Raw genomic sequence first — 16,250 nt, 5'->3', positions numbered from 1 at the left:
AGGTCATACAAAAAAAGAAGAGCCTGCGACTTCAATAGTTTTAGTTGAACTTCAAGGAGCATCTTGTCGAACAACACCTATAAAAGTTGCAGAAGTTTATTGGAAACGTCAGCAAATTTCTCTCAGAGAAGTGAAACAAACGACGGATGTATTGAAGAAAATCCAGCAAGAATTAGTTGAACCCAATAAGATGACTCTCATTGAATTTGAGATCATTGATTATGAACACTTAGATCAGGAAGTGTTGGATCGTATTTATTCTGGAGAATTATTAGATTATTTGAAGGAAGAAACAAACAGGAAATTTTCGAATTTAGTTATTTGGCGCATCTCTACTTTAGAAAGAGATAACAAGGTAAAAATTTCTTTGTCTGCTTCCACATTGATGTTTGAACAACTATTCGAAAATTACCAAACAAAAGAAGATTTTCAGCATATATTACATGAAGCCTACACAAATCAAGAGGCAATCAAAGTGTTGGATCTGCTACCGGACTTTCAAGAATCTACGATACAAAAGGCCCAAGAAATTATTCGGCAAGACTTTTTGTTTGAGGGGGGTACTGAATGAATATTTTAAAAATCGAAATAGCAGCTTTTGGAAAGTGGCGTCAGCAAACCTTTGATTTTACCTCTGGCAATCAGTTGATTTACGGTGAAAATGAAGCGGGAAAGTCAACAATTTATCAATTTATTCAAGCAATCCTTTTTGGTTTTCCATCAAAAGGGAAGAAAAAGAAAGATTACACACCGAGAGACGGTTCTGCATATGGTGGGAAATTATGGCTGAATCATCCTGTACATGGAGAAATTTATGTTGAGAGATATAAACAACAAAATAGAGGTAAATCGAAGGTCACATGTAATGGCCAAAGTGGAAGTGATGAACTCTTAGAAAAACTACTTTCACCTTTGACGAAAGAGTTATTCCAGCAGGTTTTTACATTTCAACAAGAACAACTGAGTGAACTTGCTCATTTAACAGAAAAAGAATTACATGATGCGCTGATTTCATTAGGAATCACTGGGAGTTCTCATGTCTTTCAAAAAAGACAAGAATATTATCAATCAGCTGATAAGTTGTTTAAAAGAAAAGGTCAAAAATTAGTGATTAATCAGCGACTAAATGAATGGAAACAACTACAAGAAAAGATTCATCAAAAGCAAGAACAAGAGGCGATCTATAGTGAATGGATCATGGAGGAACAACGACTAGCAGAACAACAACAGCTCTTATTGCATGATATCGAACAAATCAATCAAAAACTTACGCTGTATCATCAACAAGAATTGAATTTCTCTTTATATGAAGAGTGGCAATCACTGAAAAAAAATATGCTAGCTGAAGTACCGGATGAATCACTAATACAAGATTTAGAAGTATTTACCAAACGTTATCAACAAATGAACGAACGTCTGGAAGAACTTGAGGCTTCGTTAGAGCGACATAGTGGGATGGATCAACAGTCTGCACGTTATTATTTTTATTTAGAACAAGAACAAGAGTTGAAAGCACTACAGCAAAAGCAATTTTCAACTGAGCAATTAATGGATGAGTGGCAAAGACTGCAAGTAGAGACAAGGGAAACAGCGTCAGAATTGAAAATCTTAGAACAACGTTGGCGCTGGGATCGATTGCAACGACCACAGGAATTTATTGATGATCCAGAGTGGCGTTCTTTGTATACGATGGCGCAACAATTAAATGATGAACACAGTCAGTTAGCGATTCGTTTTGATATTGTGAAGGAACAGCAACAAACACTAGAAGCAGAGATCAATGAATTAGAACTAGCCCATCCAACGCTGATCCAAACAAGACCGACCCAGGATGTTCCAGAAAAACAATCCTTTTTCAAATTTTACGTTAGTGCGTTAGTGTTAGCTGTGATTGGTTTAATCTTACCTATGCCTGGAAAAATATTGGGGCCATTGCTTGCTTTGGGAGTGGTTGGCTATACGTTGACTCGTAGAAAACCTAAGAACACTACAAACCAAAATTTGCCAGAAATCAAAGGGAAATGGCAAGAGAAACTAGGACAACTGGATATTGTATTGGCACAATTAGAAGAGATTACTCAAACAATCAATGAGAATAAACGAAAGCAACAAAAAATGGAACAATCAGTGGCTGATTTTGCCTATCATCACTCATTAGGAATAATGAACACGCTTGAAACGATGAAAAATGAGGGCCAAGAAGTAACAGATTATCAAAAGCTTTATGCTGTTTTCCAAAAAAAGCAACAACGAGAACGTGAGATACAGGAACAACTCTTACAGATAGATGGGGAACTTGACCTAGCAAAAGAATGGCTACCTCTCCAACATAAATCTCTCTCGGAAAAAATGGCGCTATTAACCACGTTCATCCAAGAGATGGAACAAATGAAATATGCTAGAAGTTATCAACAGAATACTTTATTGAAACAAGAAATCAACGCATTGAAAAAGAAACAAAAAATGTGGTTGGAGGAATACAAAGAACAATTTACTAGAGCAGAACTTTCTTACCCATCAGAAGTACCGATTTTTTTACAAAAGGTGGAGCAAACGAAGCAACAACAAGCGCGTTTTGAAGAATTGACGCATATTCTTTCCCCAATTTTTAAAACTGTCATTACTTATAGCCAGTTGCAGACTCAGATTGCTCATGAATCCGAACGATTGCAAGAACTAAAGAGGGAAGAAAGTAGGAAGAGTGAGCAACGTCAACGTTTGCAGTTGCAAATTGAGGGATTACAACAAGACGGGACATTAGATGAATTATATCAACAGGAAAGTCTACAAAAAGCACAACTACAAACTTTATTTGAAGAGTGGGGAGGCTTAGTGATTGCTGGGACATTTTTAGGTGATCTTTCGACAGAATTAAGTGAACGGCAATTACCACAGTTACTCAAATTAGCTGGAGACTATCTAAGTATCCTAACTGATCGACAGTACCAAGAAATACAATTGAAAAACGATACATTGACATTAACAAATGGTACAGATGAGTTTCCAATTTATGAACTATCGACAGGGACAAAGGATCAGATGATTATGGCGATGCGTTTTGCATATCTTGCTTTGGAAGCGAAACGTTCGATCTGTCCAGTGATCATTGATGATGGCTGGCTACACTACGACCATAAGAGAAAATACCGTTTAGCTAAACTACTAGCTGAATTTAGCAAAACCTATCAAGTAATCTGCTTGTCTTCTGATCAAGAAATGGTAAGCTATTATCATGAGCTAGAACAATCTGTGAGAAAGTTAGAAGGTGCAAATAGTGAAAAAAATACGTGAATTAGTCGTTGATGAACAATTCGAACAATTCGTTTTGATCAAAAATGCAGATGTAAGAATTGCTAAGAACGGTAAGAAATTTATCGCTTTTACATTTCAAGATACATCAGGAACAATTGATGGCAAATATTGGGATGCATCAGAGGACGAGATCAAAAAATTTACACCGGGAACAGTTGTCTTTTTAAATGGTAAACGCGAGGTCTATCAAGGAAACCCTCAAGTTAAAATCTTGCATATGCGTTTAACAAAAGTTGATGAACCGAGTGATCCCAGTTTGTACATGGAAAGAGCACCATTGAGAAAAGAAGAAATGGAAGAAGAAATCAACCAATTGCTATTTGAGATCACCAATGCACATTGGAATCGAATCGTACGTTATTTACTCAATAAATACCAAAAACAATTTTTTGAATATCCAGCAGCAAAACGAAATCATCACGCATTTGCTAGTGGATTGGCTTATCATACAGTATCGATGTTACACTTAGGTAAAGCGATTGCTGATGAATACCCTGAATTGAATCGCCCGCTACTTTATGCGGGAATTATCTTACATGATTTAGGGAAAGTAATCGAGTTGTCTGGCTCAATGGCAACAGAATACACATTAGCAGGTAATTTAGTAGGGCATTTAGTTTTAATTGATGAAGAAATAACAAAAGCTTGTTTAGCGTTGAAAATCAGTGAGGAAGAAGAAGATGTGCTGATCTTACGTCATATGGTTCTATCACATCATGGATTATTAGAATATGGTTCGCCTGTTCGACCTCGAATCATGGAAGCTGAAGTCTTACACCAAATCGACACGATCGATGCTTCAATGCAAATGATGACTACTGCGATTCGTCAAACAGAGCCAGGGAAATATACAGATCGAATATTTGGGTTAGATAATCGTAGTTTTTATGTACCTAAACAGAAATGATGGTAATTGTTCGATAGACAATGAAAGATACGTAACAATTTATTGATAGCATCTCACTAGTTTTAAAGAGGGCAAGACGGAAGTATTTAGCCTCGATAAATAAGACGACATCCACGAAAATTGTTTTTCAAACTTTTGTGGATGTCGCTTTATTTCCGAAGAGGGAACTTTTGTTCCCAACATTTATTCGCTTTTAGTTGGTTCAAAGAGAACTATGTCCCTAAACATTTTTTTATGAACCCAAAGAATGTTTTACTTTCCGTTAGCAGAGATGAATAATGAGAACTTATCGTATTCAAAAAAGTGGTTTAGGAAGAATTTTCTCTTCCTAAACCATTTTTTAAATACTTTCTAGCATTTATTTTTAATGTGTAGAAGCGTATAGTATTTATTCGTTTGTTGATTCAGTCGTGCTTTGCTCTGTTTCTGATGTTTCAGTAGAATCAGTTGATTTTGTTTCAGAACTCTTTGTTTCTGAGCTTTCTGTTGCTGAGTCTTCAGTTGAAGATGTACTTGTTGTAGCTGAAGTAAATGGTGTCAAGATGTTCTGGAATGCGTCATCTTTGATTTTTACATTCGCTTCTTTTAGTTCTTCACCGATTACTTTTGTTGTAAATTCGCTGTCATTCACTTTTGCTTGAGTCGCAATTTCTTCTAATTGATCTTTGAATTTATCCATGTCATTTCCTTTATCTTGGTTTTTCACCATTTTAACGACATAGTATTCTGTTGCATAAGTAGAAGGATTTGTTGCAGTGATCACATCTGAGATCTCACCGTCTTTAAGTTTGAAAGCAGCTTCTTTTACTTCAGATGGAACAGTTTGTGTTTCTGAATCAAACTTGATATTACCACCATCGTCTTTAGTTGTATCTGTTGATTTTTCTTTCGCTAGTTCTTCGAAATCTTTGCCGTCATCAGCTGATTTCTTAACTTCTTTTGCTTCGTCTTCACTAGCAACTTTAATGATTTGTGCTTCTACTTCTGGATGGAATGTTTCCCACGTTTTCTTCAAGTCTTCATCTGTCAATTTCACATGAGATTCGATCCCAGCTTTAAAGACAAGATTATTACGAAGGAATTCTTTGTAGCTTTCTTCTGTAAATCCTGCAGATTCTAATTGTGTCTCGAAGCTGTCACCATAAGTTTCTTTTGTTTTATTATATTCAGCATCTACTTCTTTATCTGAAACTTTATCATTGTATTTGCTATTGAATACATCATAGATCACCATTTGTTGAAGTAATTGTTGGTTAGCGGATTCAGATTTTGCTTTTTCATAAAAATCAGCAACTGTGATTGTGCCGCCTTTCATGGTTACGATATCCTTGTTTGTATCCCCGCCACCAGAACAAGCTGCTAGTGTTAGAATAGCTAACGCACTTGTCGCAGCTAAAATTATTTTTTTCTTTTTCATTTAAGTTTTGCACTCCTGTAATTTATTATTGGTTTTCACAAATATTACTATACCATATCTATGAGCGAATAAAAACGTTCTGACTGATAGTTTCAAACAAAATTCAAATTTTTGTCACATTCCATACATCTAGGCACATGAAAAAGACATATAGTTATCAAAAGCGCTTGATTTTTGATCATTATTGCACGTCTGTCAAGCTTTCAGGTAAATGTGCCGAAAGTTTTTCTACTTGTTCTTGGATTTGTGTAACTCGTGGTTCTGCTTGGAATTTGAAATTTTCAAGGTCTTTTTCGATTGATTCTTGAAAAGGTGGAATAACAGTTTCAGCTGTTTTTTTTGTTTCAGATAGCGCGTGTTTAAAATGATTCAAACTGTTATTTAATTCGTTGGTTAATTCAGTTGCTTCATCTAATTCTGCAATCAATTTCTCTCTGGTCTCATTTCCACTACGTGGTGCAAATAATAATCCTGCTGCTGCACCGGTAACAGCACCGAATACTAATCCTTTTAGAAAATTTTTAACCATGAATCGTCACCTGCTCTTTGATTTTTTCTTGGATAGCAGTCATTTCTTCCGTTGTATAATCTGCTTGATGGTTTCCAAAGTGAATGGAGAAGTCATCTTGTTTACTATAACGCGGAATTAAATGGATATGGGAATGAAATACAGTTTGATAGGCTAGTTCTCGATTATTATTGATAATATTTAAACCTTCCATTTCCGGAAATGCTTTTTCGATGGAACGAGCGATTTTTGGGATACGGGCAAAGACATCACTGGCTAATTCCTCGTTGTAATCAAAGATATCAGTTACGTGTTCTTTAGGAATGATCAATGTGTGTCCTTTAGTTGATTGAGAGATATCTAAGAACGCATAGATTTTCTCGTCTTCATAGATTTTATAGCTAGGGATCTCTTGATTGATGATTTTACAAAAAATACAATTGTCCATATAAAAACACCTTTCTTCTATTCAAATTTCGTTACCTCAACTTTAACATAAGTTCGTGAGAATGCACGTAAAAAATAATTGGACGTGATTTGCTTCGTGGTATAATGAAGATAATATAATAACGGAGGAAGAAATATGAGTTTAAAAATCGAACATGTTACAGGTGGCTATGGTCATTTACCTGTTTTGAAAGATATCAGTTTTAACGTTCAACCTGGAGAAATGGTTGGGTTGATTGGTTTGAATGGAGCAGGAAAAAGTACAACGATCAAACATATTATCGGTTTGCTTGAACCAACGAAAGGCAAAATCGAGATCAATCAATTATCCCTTAAAAAGGATGTAGAAAATTATCGTAAACAAATTGGTTATATTCCAGAAACACCTTCATTATATGAAGAACTTACGTTAAAAGAACACATTGAAGTAACGGCGATGGCTTATAACATTCCAATGGATATCGCGATGAAACGGGCAGAAAAGTTGTTACACACGTTTCGTTTGTCCAATCGGTTAGAGTGGTTTCCAGCGAATTTTTCAAAAGGGATGAAACAAAAAGTAATGATTTTGTGTGCTTTTTTGATTGAACCATCTTTGTATATCATTGACGAACCTTTTCTAGGGCTAGATCCGTTGGCAATCAATGCTTTGTTGGAATTAATGGTCGAGATGAAAAATGAAGGATCGGGTATTTTGATGTCTACGCATATTTTAGCCACTGCTGAAAAATATTGTGACCGTTTTGTTGTTCTTCATGAAGGAGAAATCAGAGCAGATGGCACGTTAGCAGAGTTGCAAACTGCTTTTCGAATGCCGGAAGCATCCCTAGATGAAATCTACATCGCATTGACGAAGGAGCAAGGTTATGAATGATTTTTTTCAAAAAAGACTAGCAAAACATCATAAAAAAATGATGAAATATTTACGCTATGTATTCAACGACCATTTTGTATTAGTCTGTTTATTTTTGATTGGGGGTCTAGGCCTTTATTATTCTAACTGGCTAAAAACACTTGAAGCTCCTTTTTCGATGGGAGGTATCATCGTCTCATTGATTTGGATGATTTGCTTGATCGTTGGGAAAATCGCGACTTTTGCGGAGCCGGCAGATTTAGTTTTTCTTTTACCGAAAGAAAAAGAAATGAAAGGCTATTTGCAACGAGCTTTTCGTTATTCTTGTATTTTTCCTATGGTTTTTCTAGGATTAGTGTGTGGATTTGCGATGCCGTTAGTTGTGGTTTCAACGCAACAACCATTTTCGCTATTTTTTGTTTATCTACTTATACTATGGAGTTTGAAGTCTAGTCATTTACAAGTGAAGCGAGTAGATTTTTATCGTATGGAAGAAACACGTAAAAACCTGTTTAAATATGGTTGGTGGGTCTCGTCATTTGGGATCTTACTTCTTTCTTTTTATGGGAATATTTGGTTGGGCTTGATTCTTTCATCTGTTCAAGCTGGGATCTATTATGGGTTCTTATGGAAAAAACTGTCCGCTCATTTGGACTGGGAAAAAATGATCAAATTAGAAAAACAACGTTTGCACCAAATCTATCAGTTCATCAATTTGTTTACAGATGTGCCGGAGATCACCGCGAAAGTCAAAAGGCGCCGTTATCTTGATCCGGTGTTACGAGGAATCAAGAAAGAAACGAAAAACACGTATTTTTATTTATTTGTTCGACGTTTTGCTAGAGGGTCAGACTTTATTGGTTTGTACGTACGTTTGACAGTGATTGGCTCGATCATTATCGCCGGAATCAACGATCTATACTTTACTTTAGGTATTGGCTCATTATTTCTATATTTGATTGGCTTTCAGTTATTACCGTTATACAGTCAGTTTCGCTATATGATCTTGGTCCAATTGTATCCTATCCCACAGAGTCAAAAAAGTGGAGCACTCCAACGTCTTTTGACGTGGTTATTGACTTTTGTTGCTGTTTTATTTGGAGTGATCGCTGCTGTTGTTCTTGATGGAAATGAGAGATGGCTACCTATCTTAGTCTATCTTGTTGTCAACGGACTCTTGATCAAATGGTACGTGCCATCGCGGCTCAAGAAGGTTGCGGAGTAGCCTTGAGAAATCAAGCAGAAAAATTTTATTATTTTACGAGAATAGATCACAAGAATTGTGGGGAAGTCCGAAATTACTTTATGTTTTTTCGAACTTTCCTATTTTTTTCCATGGTCAAAAAAGGATGTATTAAACCTTATTAATAGGAAGAAATCACTAGGGACTTTTTTTATTTTGATAAAAGTTGGTTTTTTAGAAGGCAAAACATAGAAAAAGAACGTATATGTGCTTGACGTTCAAGACTTGGGCGACTAGAATAATAGATACTGCAAACATATAGTAGAGGACGGGAGAATGCGCGATGGAGTTTCAGTTAGACCAAGAGTGGCGGTTACGCCCCATCAAAGGTGACACAGGAAAAACATACATAGGCATGCGTGATAAAGACAAAGTTTTTATCAAGAGGAACACAACGCCAATGCTCGCTGCACTCTCTCGTGAAGGCATTACGCCTAAATTAGTGTGGACTAAGCGAACAGGAGATGGCGATACCTTGACCGCACAAGAATGGCTGGAAGGCCGCTTGTTGACGCCTAGTGAGATTGGCCAAAGAAATGATGTCATTGATGTACTTTATCATCTACATCATTCAACGTCTTTAAAAACCATGCTTTCTCGAATTGGTGGTAGAGTATTGACACCCCAGAAAATGCTGCAATATTATGAACAAGATTTGCCGGATAGCTTAAAAAACAATCAATTTTTACAACTCGTTTATCGCTATTTGTGCCAACAAGTTCCTTCGGTAGACAAGGAAAAATTAGCGGTCGTGCATGGAGATGTCAATCATCGGAATTGGTTAGTCTGTAAAAATTATTTATATTTAGTTGATTGGGATTCAATCATGTTCGCTGATCCAGCGGTAGATATCGCGACTATTTTAGGAAATTACGTGCCATTGTCTAGTTGGAATCAGTGGTTGATCAGCTACGGTATCCGACCAACAGATGAAATTTTAGAAAAACTACATTGGTATGCGGTGATGAACCTATTACAAGAAATCACACGCTACTGCAAACGTGAAGATTATCGACGAATGAATGAAGAGATTTTACAACTCAAACGAATTTTTAGTGGTTAAGCTCGGATATTCAGTTGATTTTTTTATTTTTAGGGGTAATACCAATAGCGGTTTACAATAAATTCAGTGAAATACAAGGAACAATCTTTTATAGGAATAGAGAGGAAGAAAAAGATGCGTGTTCGCAACCGACCAAATGCAGCAGAAATGCTAGCCGCTCATCCAGAGATCGTCATCAGTGAGCCAACAAAATGGCGTGGAAAATGGAAAGAATTATTTGGCAATGATCAACCAATCCATATTGAGATCGGCATGGGAAAAGGACAGTTTATTACTGGGATGGCCAAAGCTCATCCAGAAATCAATTATATTGGGATCGAAATGCAAGTAAGTGTCGTGTCTATTGCTTTAGATAAAGTATTGGAGGAACCATTACCTAATTTAAGATTATTGCACGTGGACGGTTCTGCTTTGACTGAGTACTTTTCAGAGAATGAGATCGATCAGATTTATTTGAATTTTTCAGATCCATGGCCTAAAAAGAGACATGAAAAACGGCGCTTGACGTATCGTACATTTTTAGCTGTTGACGAAGAGATCCTAAAACCAAATGGCGAAATTCATTTCAAAACAGATAATCAAGGATTGTTTGAATATTCGTTGGCTAGTTTTTCACAATACGGGATGCGTCTAAAAAAAGTCTGGCTTGATTTACATCAAAGTGATTTTGAAGACAATATCATGACAGAATATGAAGAGAAGTTTTCTTCTCGAGGACAACGGATCTATCGTGTGGAAGCACAGTTTGTGGACAAAACCAAATAGAAAAAAGAAGAGAGTAGGAACTGTAAGTTCTTGTCTCTTCTTTTTTATTTTTTTAGTCTTGTTGATCACAGACGGGAATCAAGTCAAATTTTGAAAAAGAGAAGAGCCCCATATCAGTGATTTTCAATTCAGGAATAACTGATAACGTTAAAAATGAAAGTGTCAAGAATGGATCGAATGCTTCACTTGCGCCTAAATGATGTGCTTGGTCAGTCAAGTTCAGTAATTGCTGATTAACTGTTTCATAAGATTCGAGTGACATCAAACCGCCAATAGGTAATGGTAAACAAGCTAATTCAGTTTGTTGATCTACAACAATCATCCCGCCGCCTTTTTGGATTAATTGTTCAGCAGCGTAGCACATATCTTCATCATTTGTTCCTACAACGACGATATTATGTGAATCGTGAGCCACCGTAGTAGCTAAGGCCCCCCTTTTTAGTTGGAATCCTTTTACAATTCCTAGACCAATATTTCCTGTAGCATGATGTCGTTCGATGACAGCAATCTTTAGTTGATCATCTGCCACTGAAGGAGTGAAAGAACCATTATCGACTTGAACTTGCTCCAATAAATCGTTGGTCAACAAACTATTTGGAATGATTTCTATGACATGAGCGGTTGATGAAGATAAAGCTAGTTCTAAAGAGTGTGGACCAAATGGTGCAACTGTCATTTTTGGTAATGCATCAATCGCTGGCTGAATTTTTAATTTTGTAACTTCAGGGACCAACTGTCCATCTATCACAACCGTTTCTCCTTGATAGAACACGGTATTGATCGGCAACTTTTTCAAGTCATCTGTTAAGAAAAAGTCTGCCTGATAGCCTGGCGCAACTGCCCCTAAATGTTGTAAGCCAAAACATTCTGCCGCATTCAATGAAGCCATTTGGATGGCTTGTAGTGGGTCCATGCCCGCCAAGATGGCTTCACGGACGATATGATCGATGGAACCTTCTGTTACAAGATCATTGATCAATTTGTCATCAGTCACGAATAAACAGCGACGTGAATTGTCTGGTGTGATAGCAGGTAAGAGTGCCTGGAGATCTTTTGCTACGGTTCCTTCTCGAACCATCAAATACATTCCTAGCGCTAAACGCTCCTCCGCTTCTTGGGCGGTCGTTGCTTCGTGGTCTGTTCGAATGCCCGCAGTTAAATAAACGTTTAAGTCGTCTCCGTTTATTCCTGCGGCGTGGCCATCGATTTTTTTGTTCTTTTGATGCATCAGCTGTAATTTATCGATAATCGTTTGCTCATTTGAAGCGACTGACTGATAGTTCATTACTTCAGCTAGACCAAGTACTTCAGGATACTCAAGAAAAGGAGCAAGTGCTTTTGCATCTAAGACAGCGCCACTTGTTTCAAATGGTGTGACAGGCACACATGAAGGTAGCATGATGAATATATTCATTGGTGTCTCTCTTGCATCTGCCAGCATAAATTCAAGGCCCACATTTCCGGCGACATTACCGATTTCGTGAGGATCAGTTACTACTGTTGTCACACCATGTAATAGAGAGATTTTCGCAAACTCTTTAGGTGCTAATAGAGAACTTTCGATATGCACATGACCATCGATCAGACCAGGAACTAAATACTGTCCTTTTGCATCATAGATAGTCGTACCTTCGTATTCCCCAATACCTACGATTCTTCCGTCGCAGACAGCGACATCACCCTCCATGATTGTTTTCGTAAAGACGTTGACGATTTTTGCATGTTTGATAACTAAATCAGCGGGTTGTTTTTTTCCTGCAACTGCAATGTGTTTGTTTAAGTGCGAATCCACTCTGAAACCTCCCCAAATAAATTTTTACTAGTATAACATAAATTCGGATTTAACCTATGATTTTCATTAAATTTTGTAAAAATAAACGATTCATCTTAAAAAGACGTATATTTTCTTGGAGGGCAAAGAAATGAAGATAAAAGATTTAGCAAATGAGATCATTTATGGAGGAGCTAAAAATAAAGTGCAAGATATCTATATTTTGCCATATGTAGAAGATTTTAAGGTTTATTTTCGTACAGGTAAAAGACGAACATTCCAAAAATCGATCTCCCTTGAGATTGGACAACAATTGATCGCTAGTTTTAAGTACCTGGGACAAATGGATATCGGTGAAAGAAGAAAAGCACAACTAGGCTCACTGACTTATTTAGTGGATCAACGAATGATAAGATTAAGACTCTCGTCCGTAGGTGATTATTTACAAAGAGAGAGCTTAGTCATCCGGATACTCTATGCATTGAATGAAAAAAGTTTTCGCTGTTTTGTCCCCAAAGACTTGCAAGTTATTGAGCGGAGTACGAACAACCGTGGATTGTTTTTGTTTAGTGGACCGGTCGGTTCTGGTAAAACGTCATTGATGTATCACCTTGCTCGTAGGAATGAGGAACAAGTGATCACGATCGAGGACCCAGTAGAAATTGAAGAGCCATTGTTTTTACAGTTACAAGTCAATGAAAAAATCGATCAGACTTATGATCAGCTATTAAAACTAGCCTTACGTCATCGTCCTGATTTATTGATTGTCGGTGAAATCAGAGATAAGAAGACAGCAGATGCAGCGATTCGGGCAGCGTTGACGGGCCATCGTGTATTTGCTACCGTCCATGCACGAGATCTCAAGGGGACTGTGGCAAGGATGAAAGAACTAACGAGAAACGATGGATTTGACGAATGTTTGTCCGGCGTTATCTATCAAGAGTTGCTGCCTGATTTTAATGAACAACTGACAGCATTGTGGTCTTATTGTTTTTCTGACAATGAAATCGAAAGAAAAGAATGGAGAGCTAGCTATGAAGAGGCACAAAAAAATGTTTGGCAATCCTATCCATTTTAAAAAGATGGATCACAAACAACAAACTCGTTTTATCCAAACGATCGGTGAGTTACTCTTGAATGGCTTTAGTTTACAGCAAGCAATTGATTTATTGGAATTACTGCAACTGATACCACAAGTTTATGTCCATTTCGCTAAAAGAAATCTTCAAGCTGGCGAATCTTTTCATTTTGTCCTTCAGCAATTGGGATTTAAGCAAGAGCAACTCGTACAGGTGGAACTGGCAGAAGTCCATGGAAATTTAGTCGAAACTTTAAAGGGCATCGCTGAACAATTTCGATTGATTGAACAATTTCGAAGAGACTTAAAAAAGGTCATCAGCTATCCACTGGTATTGTTGGTCTTTTTAGTCGGCATTTTAGTCAGTCTAAGTGAGTTCGTCTTGCCACAATTGCTTCAGACCGACATGGTCACCACGACACATTGGGGGATTCGATTGCTTCAAACAAGTCCTTGGCTATTCTTAGGTGCCGTTGGTAGTAGTATTTTTTGTGGTTCAATGATTTTTTTTCGCTTGAAAAAGTTGGAAGTTGTCAAGAGAAGTGAGTGGATAAGTAAGCAATGGATGATAGGAAAGATCTATCGTTCCTATCAATCAGCTTATCTAGCACTAGAAATAGGCAAACTATTTTATGAAGGCCTCGACTTGAAACAAATTATTCGCTGTTTGAAAGAAACTAAAGAAGGAAGTTTGGTTCAGTCTTTAGCGTATCAATTAATGGAAGGGCTCGAACTAGGTATTCCTTTGGCGCAACAATTTGAGCAATACGGTTTTTTGACGACCGAGTTTAGTCGAATCGTACTACAAGGAGAAGCCAAAGGAAATTTAGGTAAAGAATTATTGTTTTACAGTGATTTGACACGTGAAGAATTTTTTCAAAAAATCCATCGTTGGTTGCACTGGGTCCAACCAGTCCTTTTTTTAGGGATTGCTGTATTGATTTTGCTGATTTATGTGGCTATCTTGTTGCCAGTATATGGAAATATCGAGGAGGTTCTAAAATGAAGAATAGAAAAAGAATGGCTCGTCTAAAAGGTTTTACACTGATTGAAATGTTGATCGTCTTACTCGTCATTAGTGCGTTAGTTTTACTATTTATCCCCAATATTTCTCGTTATCGTGATCATGTCAATAAGGAAGGTCGTGAAGCAGTTATGCAACTGATTGATGCTCAAAGTGAACTTTACGCATTACAAAATGATGGAAAGATCCCAAGTATTGATGAACTATTACGAGAAGGATACATCAAACAGGAACATGCCGATGCGTATCGCAAGAACTAATAAATACCTCACCGAAGCTTACACTTTAGCAGAAACGATTATTGTCTTGATTGTCTCCCTTGCTTTCTTTATCTTTCCTGTCCTCTCATTCCATTCTTTAGAAAAAGAACAATCGATCCATCGTTTTTTTGATCAGCTAGAAAAAAGGATCGATCTCGTACAACAAAGTGCTATTATCCATCAACAAGTTACTCGTTTTTATTATGATCCAAAGCGTCATAGTCTTTTATTTGAGGTGCCTCCTTACTCATCAATGGAGTGGCAAGTGTTGCCGATCCCTGAAGCTTTGACCATCCAACATCATGCACCGATTACTTATGCTGCGAAGACAGGGAACGAAAGCTCGTTGAAGGCGTATGAATTTTATTGGCCAGAAAAGAAACAAAGAATCATTTACCAATTCCAACTAGGAGGTGGTCGTTATATCAAAAGAATCCAATCTAGCTAGCTTTGTACTGCTTGAATCATTAACCGCGCTAATGATCACAGCCATGAGTATTTATATTATGAGTTCTGGTAATTTGTTCTTGATCCAACAAGAACAAACCAAAGACCGAGAAATTCTTCTATTGAGGACATTGTATGAAGACGTGAGAAACTATCGTAGATATGGAGAGTTGCCGACAAGACCAGCAGAGTGGGAGCGGGGAACTACAGTAATCGATACGCAAAGCCAGAGAATAAGAAAAGTTTCAATCAATGATGGAAATGAAGTGATCGCCATTGAACGGAAGAAATAAAGTATCTGCTTTTACAATGATTGAATGTCTGATTGCATTACTTATTCTAAATACGATTCTTTTATCATTTGGTCTCTTTATTCGACAAAGCGAAAAGTTGAATACATTTTTTCAAAAAGACGAACAAACAGAATGGTTAATTTTCTTAGCTCAATTCGAAAACGAACTTGCTTCAAGTCAACGTATTTCGATCATTGAGAATCGCTTATATTATGAAAACGAGAAAACGTTCGTCATAGAAGGCTATCAGCAAATGATCAGAAAACGTGGAACTGCTGGTGGCCATCAGCCTATGCTGACAGGTGTTAAGCATGTCCAATTCAAAGAAGAAGATCGAGTGATTTTACTGCATGTTGAATTTATGAATGGAGATAACAAGTATGGTATTTGGACAAAGCAAAAAACATAAGCGGTTAAAAGGAAATGTGTTGTTTTCGAGCTTGGCTCTTTTTCTATTATGTATATTCTTCATGCAAGGATTACTTGAAAGTTATCGTCTAAAAATAGACAGTTATTTACGCATAAAAAAATATTACCAAGCAAAGATCATCAAGCAAATGTTTCTGATGGAATCCAATCAGTTGGAAGAGCAAGGCAAAGGGGAGTATGATTACAATGTAGGTACGGTCCAGTATACAGTCAAACAGGACCTAGTGGAGCTAGTAATAACTGTTTCACCTTTCCAATTTGAATTTACAGAGCGAATCATTGATACAGAAAATACTACAGATTAAGAGGTTCCAAAGCAATAACCGTTCTTTTCTATAATACAGCTGTTTTGAAGGTGTTGAATGTTCGCTATTTCACAAAGAAAAAGGATGAAAACGATTGAAATTTTAGTGATTGTTCGTTAGAATTAAAC

At 37.0% G+C, this 16,250-nt stretch carries 18 protein-coding genes (1 of these 18 only partly in view); 14 read left to right on the top strand and 4 right to left on the bottom strand.

Translation table 11 applies throughout. The features are described 5' to 3' along the window. The 3 genes in view from IGJ99_RS12830 to IGJ99_RS12820 are tightly spaced (each overlapping or abutting the next) and all read left to right on the top strand, a layout consistent with a single transcriptional unit that may run on beyond the window. Positions 1-571, top strand: partial view of a metallophosphoesterase family protein gene (locus IGJ99_RS12830; RefSeq protein ID WP_438770872.1) — the 3' portion only. The gene continues 644 nt to the left of window position 1, outside the view; the window shows 571 of its 1,215 coding nt (coding positions 645-1,215); the start codon falls outside the window, past its left edge; its stop codon occupies positions 569-571. Beyond that, on the top strand, positions 568-3,291 hold the full coding sequence (locus tag IGJ99_RS12825; RefSeq protein ID WP_375152529.1) for an ATP-binding protein: 2,724 nt from the start codon (positions 568-570) through the stop codon (positions 3,289-3,291). The genes IGJ99_RS12830 and IGJ99_RS12825 overlap by 4 nt, the downstream gene beginning before the upstream one ends. Continuing rightward, positions 3,275-4,219, top strand: a complete 945-nt coding sequence (locus IGJ99_RS12820; protein ID WP_010734187.1) for a 3'-5' exoribonuclease YhaM family protein — start codon at positions 3,275-3,277, stop codon at positions 4,217-4,219. The genes IGJ99_RS12825 and IGJ99_RS12820 overlap by 17 nt, the downstream gene beginning before the upstream one ends. 388 nt (positions 4,220-4,607) lie before the next feature. Here IGJ99_RS12820 and IGJ99_RS12815 read toward each other — a convergent pair whose 3' ends face one another. The 3 genes from IGJ99_RS12815 to IGJ99_RS12805 form a co-directional block, all read right to left on the bottom strand. Further along, on the bottom strand, positions 4,608-5,636 hold the full coding sequence (locus IGJ99_RS12815) for a peptidylprolyl isomerase (protein ID WP_153830548.1): 1,029 nt from the start codon (positions 5,634-5,636) through the stop codon (positions 4,608-4,610). A 181-nt stretch (positions 5,637-5,817) separates the two neighbouring features. Continuing rightward, entirely contained in the window at positions 5,818-6,165 is a 348-nt protein-coding gene (locus IGJ99_RS12810) for a YtxH domain-containing protein (RefSeq protein ID WP_010734189.1), read from the bottom strand. Continuing rightward, the gene (locus tag IGJ99_RS12805) at positions 6,158-6,592 is read right to left on the bottom strand and encodes an HIT family protein (RefSeq protein ID WP_010734190.1); all 435 of its coding nucleotides are present in this window, start codon (positions 6,590-6,592) and stop codon (positions 6,158-6,160) included. The genes IGJ99_RS12810 and IGJ99_RS12805 overlap by 8 nt, the downstream gene beginning before the upstream one ends. A gap of 135 nt (positions 6,593-6,727) precedes the next feature. Here IGJ99_RS12805 and IGJ99_RS12800 point away from each other — a divergent pair, with 135 nt between their 5' ends. From IGJ99_RS12800 to trmB, 4 genes are all read left to right on the top strand, one after another. Continuing rightward, complete coding sequence (locus IGJ99_RS12800) at positions 6,728-7,465, top strand: ABC transporter ATP-binding protein (RefSeq protein WP_010734191.1); 738 nt, start codon at positions 6,728-6,730, stop codon at positions 7,463-7,465. Continuing rightward, a complete protein-coding gene (locus IGJ99_RS12795; protein ID WP_409173626.1) occupies positions 7,458-8,669 on the top strand; it encodes an ABC transporter permease in 1,212 nt (403 codons plus the stop codon). The genes IGJ99_RS12800 and IGJ99_RS12795 overlap by 8 nt, the downstream gene beginning before the upstream one ends. Before the next feature lie 301 nt (positions 8,670-8,970). Next, positions 8,971-9,750: a phosphotransferase family protein gene (locus IGJ99_RS12790; RefSeq protein WP_010734193.1), complete on the top strand. Its 780-nt coding sequence runs from the start codon at positions 8,971-8,973 to the stop codon at positions 9,748-9,750. A gap of 114 nt (positions 9,751-9,864) precedes the next feature. Continuing rightward, on the top strand, positions 9,865-10,515 hold the full coding sequence (gene trmB, locus IGJ99_RS12785) for a tRNA (guanosine(46)-N7)-methyltransferase TrmB (protein WP_010734194.1): 651 nt from the start codon (positions 9,865-9,867) through the stop codon (positions 10,513-10,515). A gap of 52 nt (positions 10,516-10,567) precedes the next feature. Here trmB and ade read toward each other — a convergent pair whose 3' ends face one another. Further along, complete coding sequence (ade, locus tag IGJ99_RS12780; protein ID WP_224434270.1) at positions 10,568-12,307, bottom strand: adenine deaminase; 1,740 nt, start codon at positions 12,305-12,307, stop codon at positions 10,568-10,570. A 130-nt stretch (positions 12,308-12,437) separates the two neighbouring features. Between ade and comGA the strand changes: the two genes are divergently transcribed. The 7 genes from comGA to comGG are packed head-to-tail and all read left to right on the top strand — an operon-like array spanning position 12,438 to position 16,122. Next, positions 12,438-13,364, top strand: a complete 927-nt coding sequence (gene comGA / locus IGJ99_RS12775; RefSeq protein WP_062806102.1) for a competence type IV pilus ATPase ComGA — start codon at positions 12,438-12,440, stop codon at positions 13,362-13,364. Beyond that, a complete protein-coding gene (gene comGB, locus IGJ99_RS12770) occupies positions 13,321-14,370 on the top strand; it encodes a competence type IV pilus assembly protein ComGB (RefSeq protein WP_438770871.1) in 1,050 nt (349 codons plus the stop codon). The genes comGA and comGB overlap by 44 nt, the downstream gene beginning before the upstream one ends. Further along, complete coding sequence (comGC, locus tag IGJ99_RS12765; protein WP_010734198.1) at positions 14,367-14,648, top strand: competence type IV pilus major pilin ComGC; 282 nt, start codon at positions 14,367-14,369, stop codon at positions 14,646-14,648. The genes comGB and comGC overlap by 4 nt, the downstream gene beginning before the upstream one ends. Further along, positions 14,629-15,096, top strand: coding sequence for a competence type IV pilus minor pilin ComGD (comGD, locus tag IGJ99_RS12760; protein ID WP_438770870.1), 468 nt, complete (start codon positions 14,629-14,631; stop codon positions 15,094-15,096). Before comGC ends, comGD begins: the two co-directional genes overlap by 20 nt. Further along, a complete protein-coding gene (locus tag IGJ99_RS12755) occupies positions 15,062-15,388 on the top strand; it encodes a hypothetical protein (RefSeq protein ID WP_010734200.1) in 327 nt (108 codons plus the stop codon). Before comGD ends, IGJ99_RS12755 begins: the two co-directional genes overlap by 35 nt. Beyond that, on the top strand, positions 15,372-15,797 hold the full coding sequence (comGF, locus tag IGJ99_RS12750; protein WP_023520442.1) for a competence type IV pilus minor pilin ComGF: 426 nt from the start codon (positions 15,372-15,374) through the stop codon (positions 15,795-15,797). Before IGJ99_RS12755 ends, comGF begins: the two co-directional genes overlap by 17 nt. Continuing rightward, on the top strand, positions 15,754-16,122 hold the full coding sequence (gene comGG, locus IGJ99_RS12745) for a competence type IV pilus minor pilin ComGG (protein WP_438770869.1): 369 nt from the start codon (positions 15,754-15,756) through the stop codon (positions 16,120-16,122). The genes comGF and comGG overlap by 44 nt, the downstream gene beginning before the upstream one ends. Positions 16,123-16,250: the final 128 nt, after the last annotated feature.

It is taken from the genome of Enterococcus sp. AZ095b, assembly GCF_051714725.1.
In the GTDB taxonomy this organism is placed as follows: Bacteria; Bacillota; Bacilli; order Lactobacillales; family Enterococcaceae; genus Enterococcus_B; species Enterococcus_B pernyi.
The sequence above is the reverse complement of the archived record's forward strand: the minus strand, read 5'-3'. Positions and strand labels throughout refer to the sequence as shown.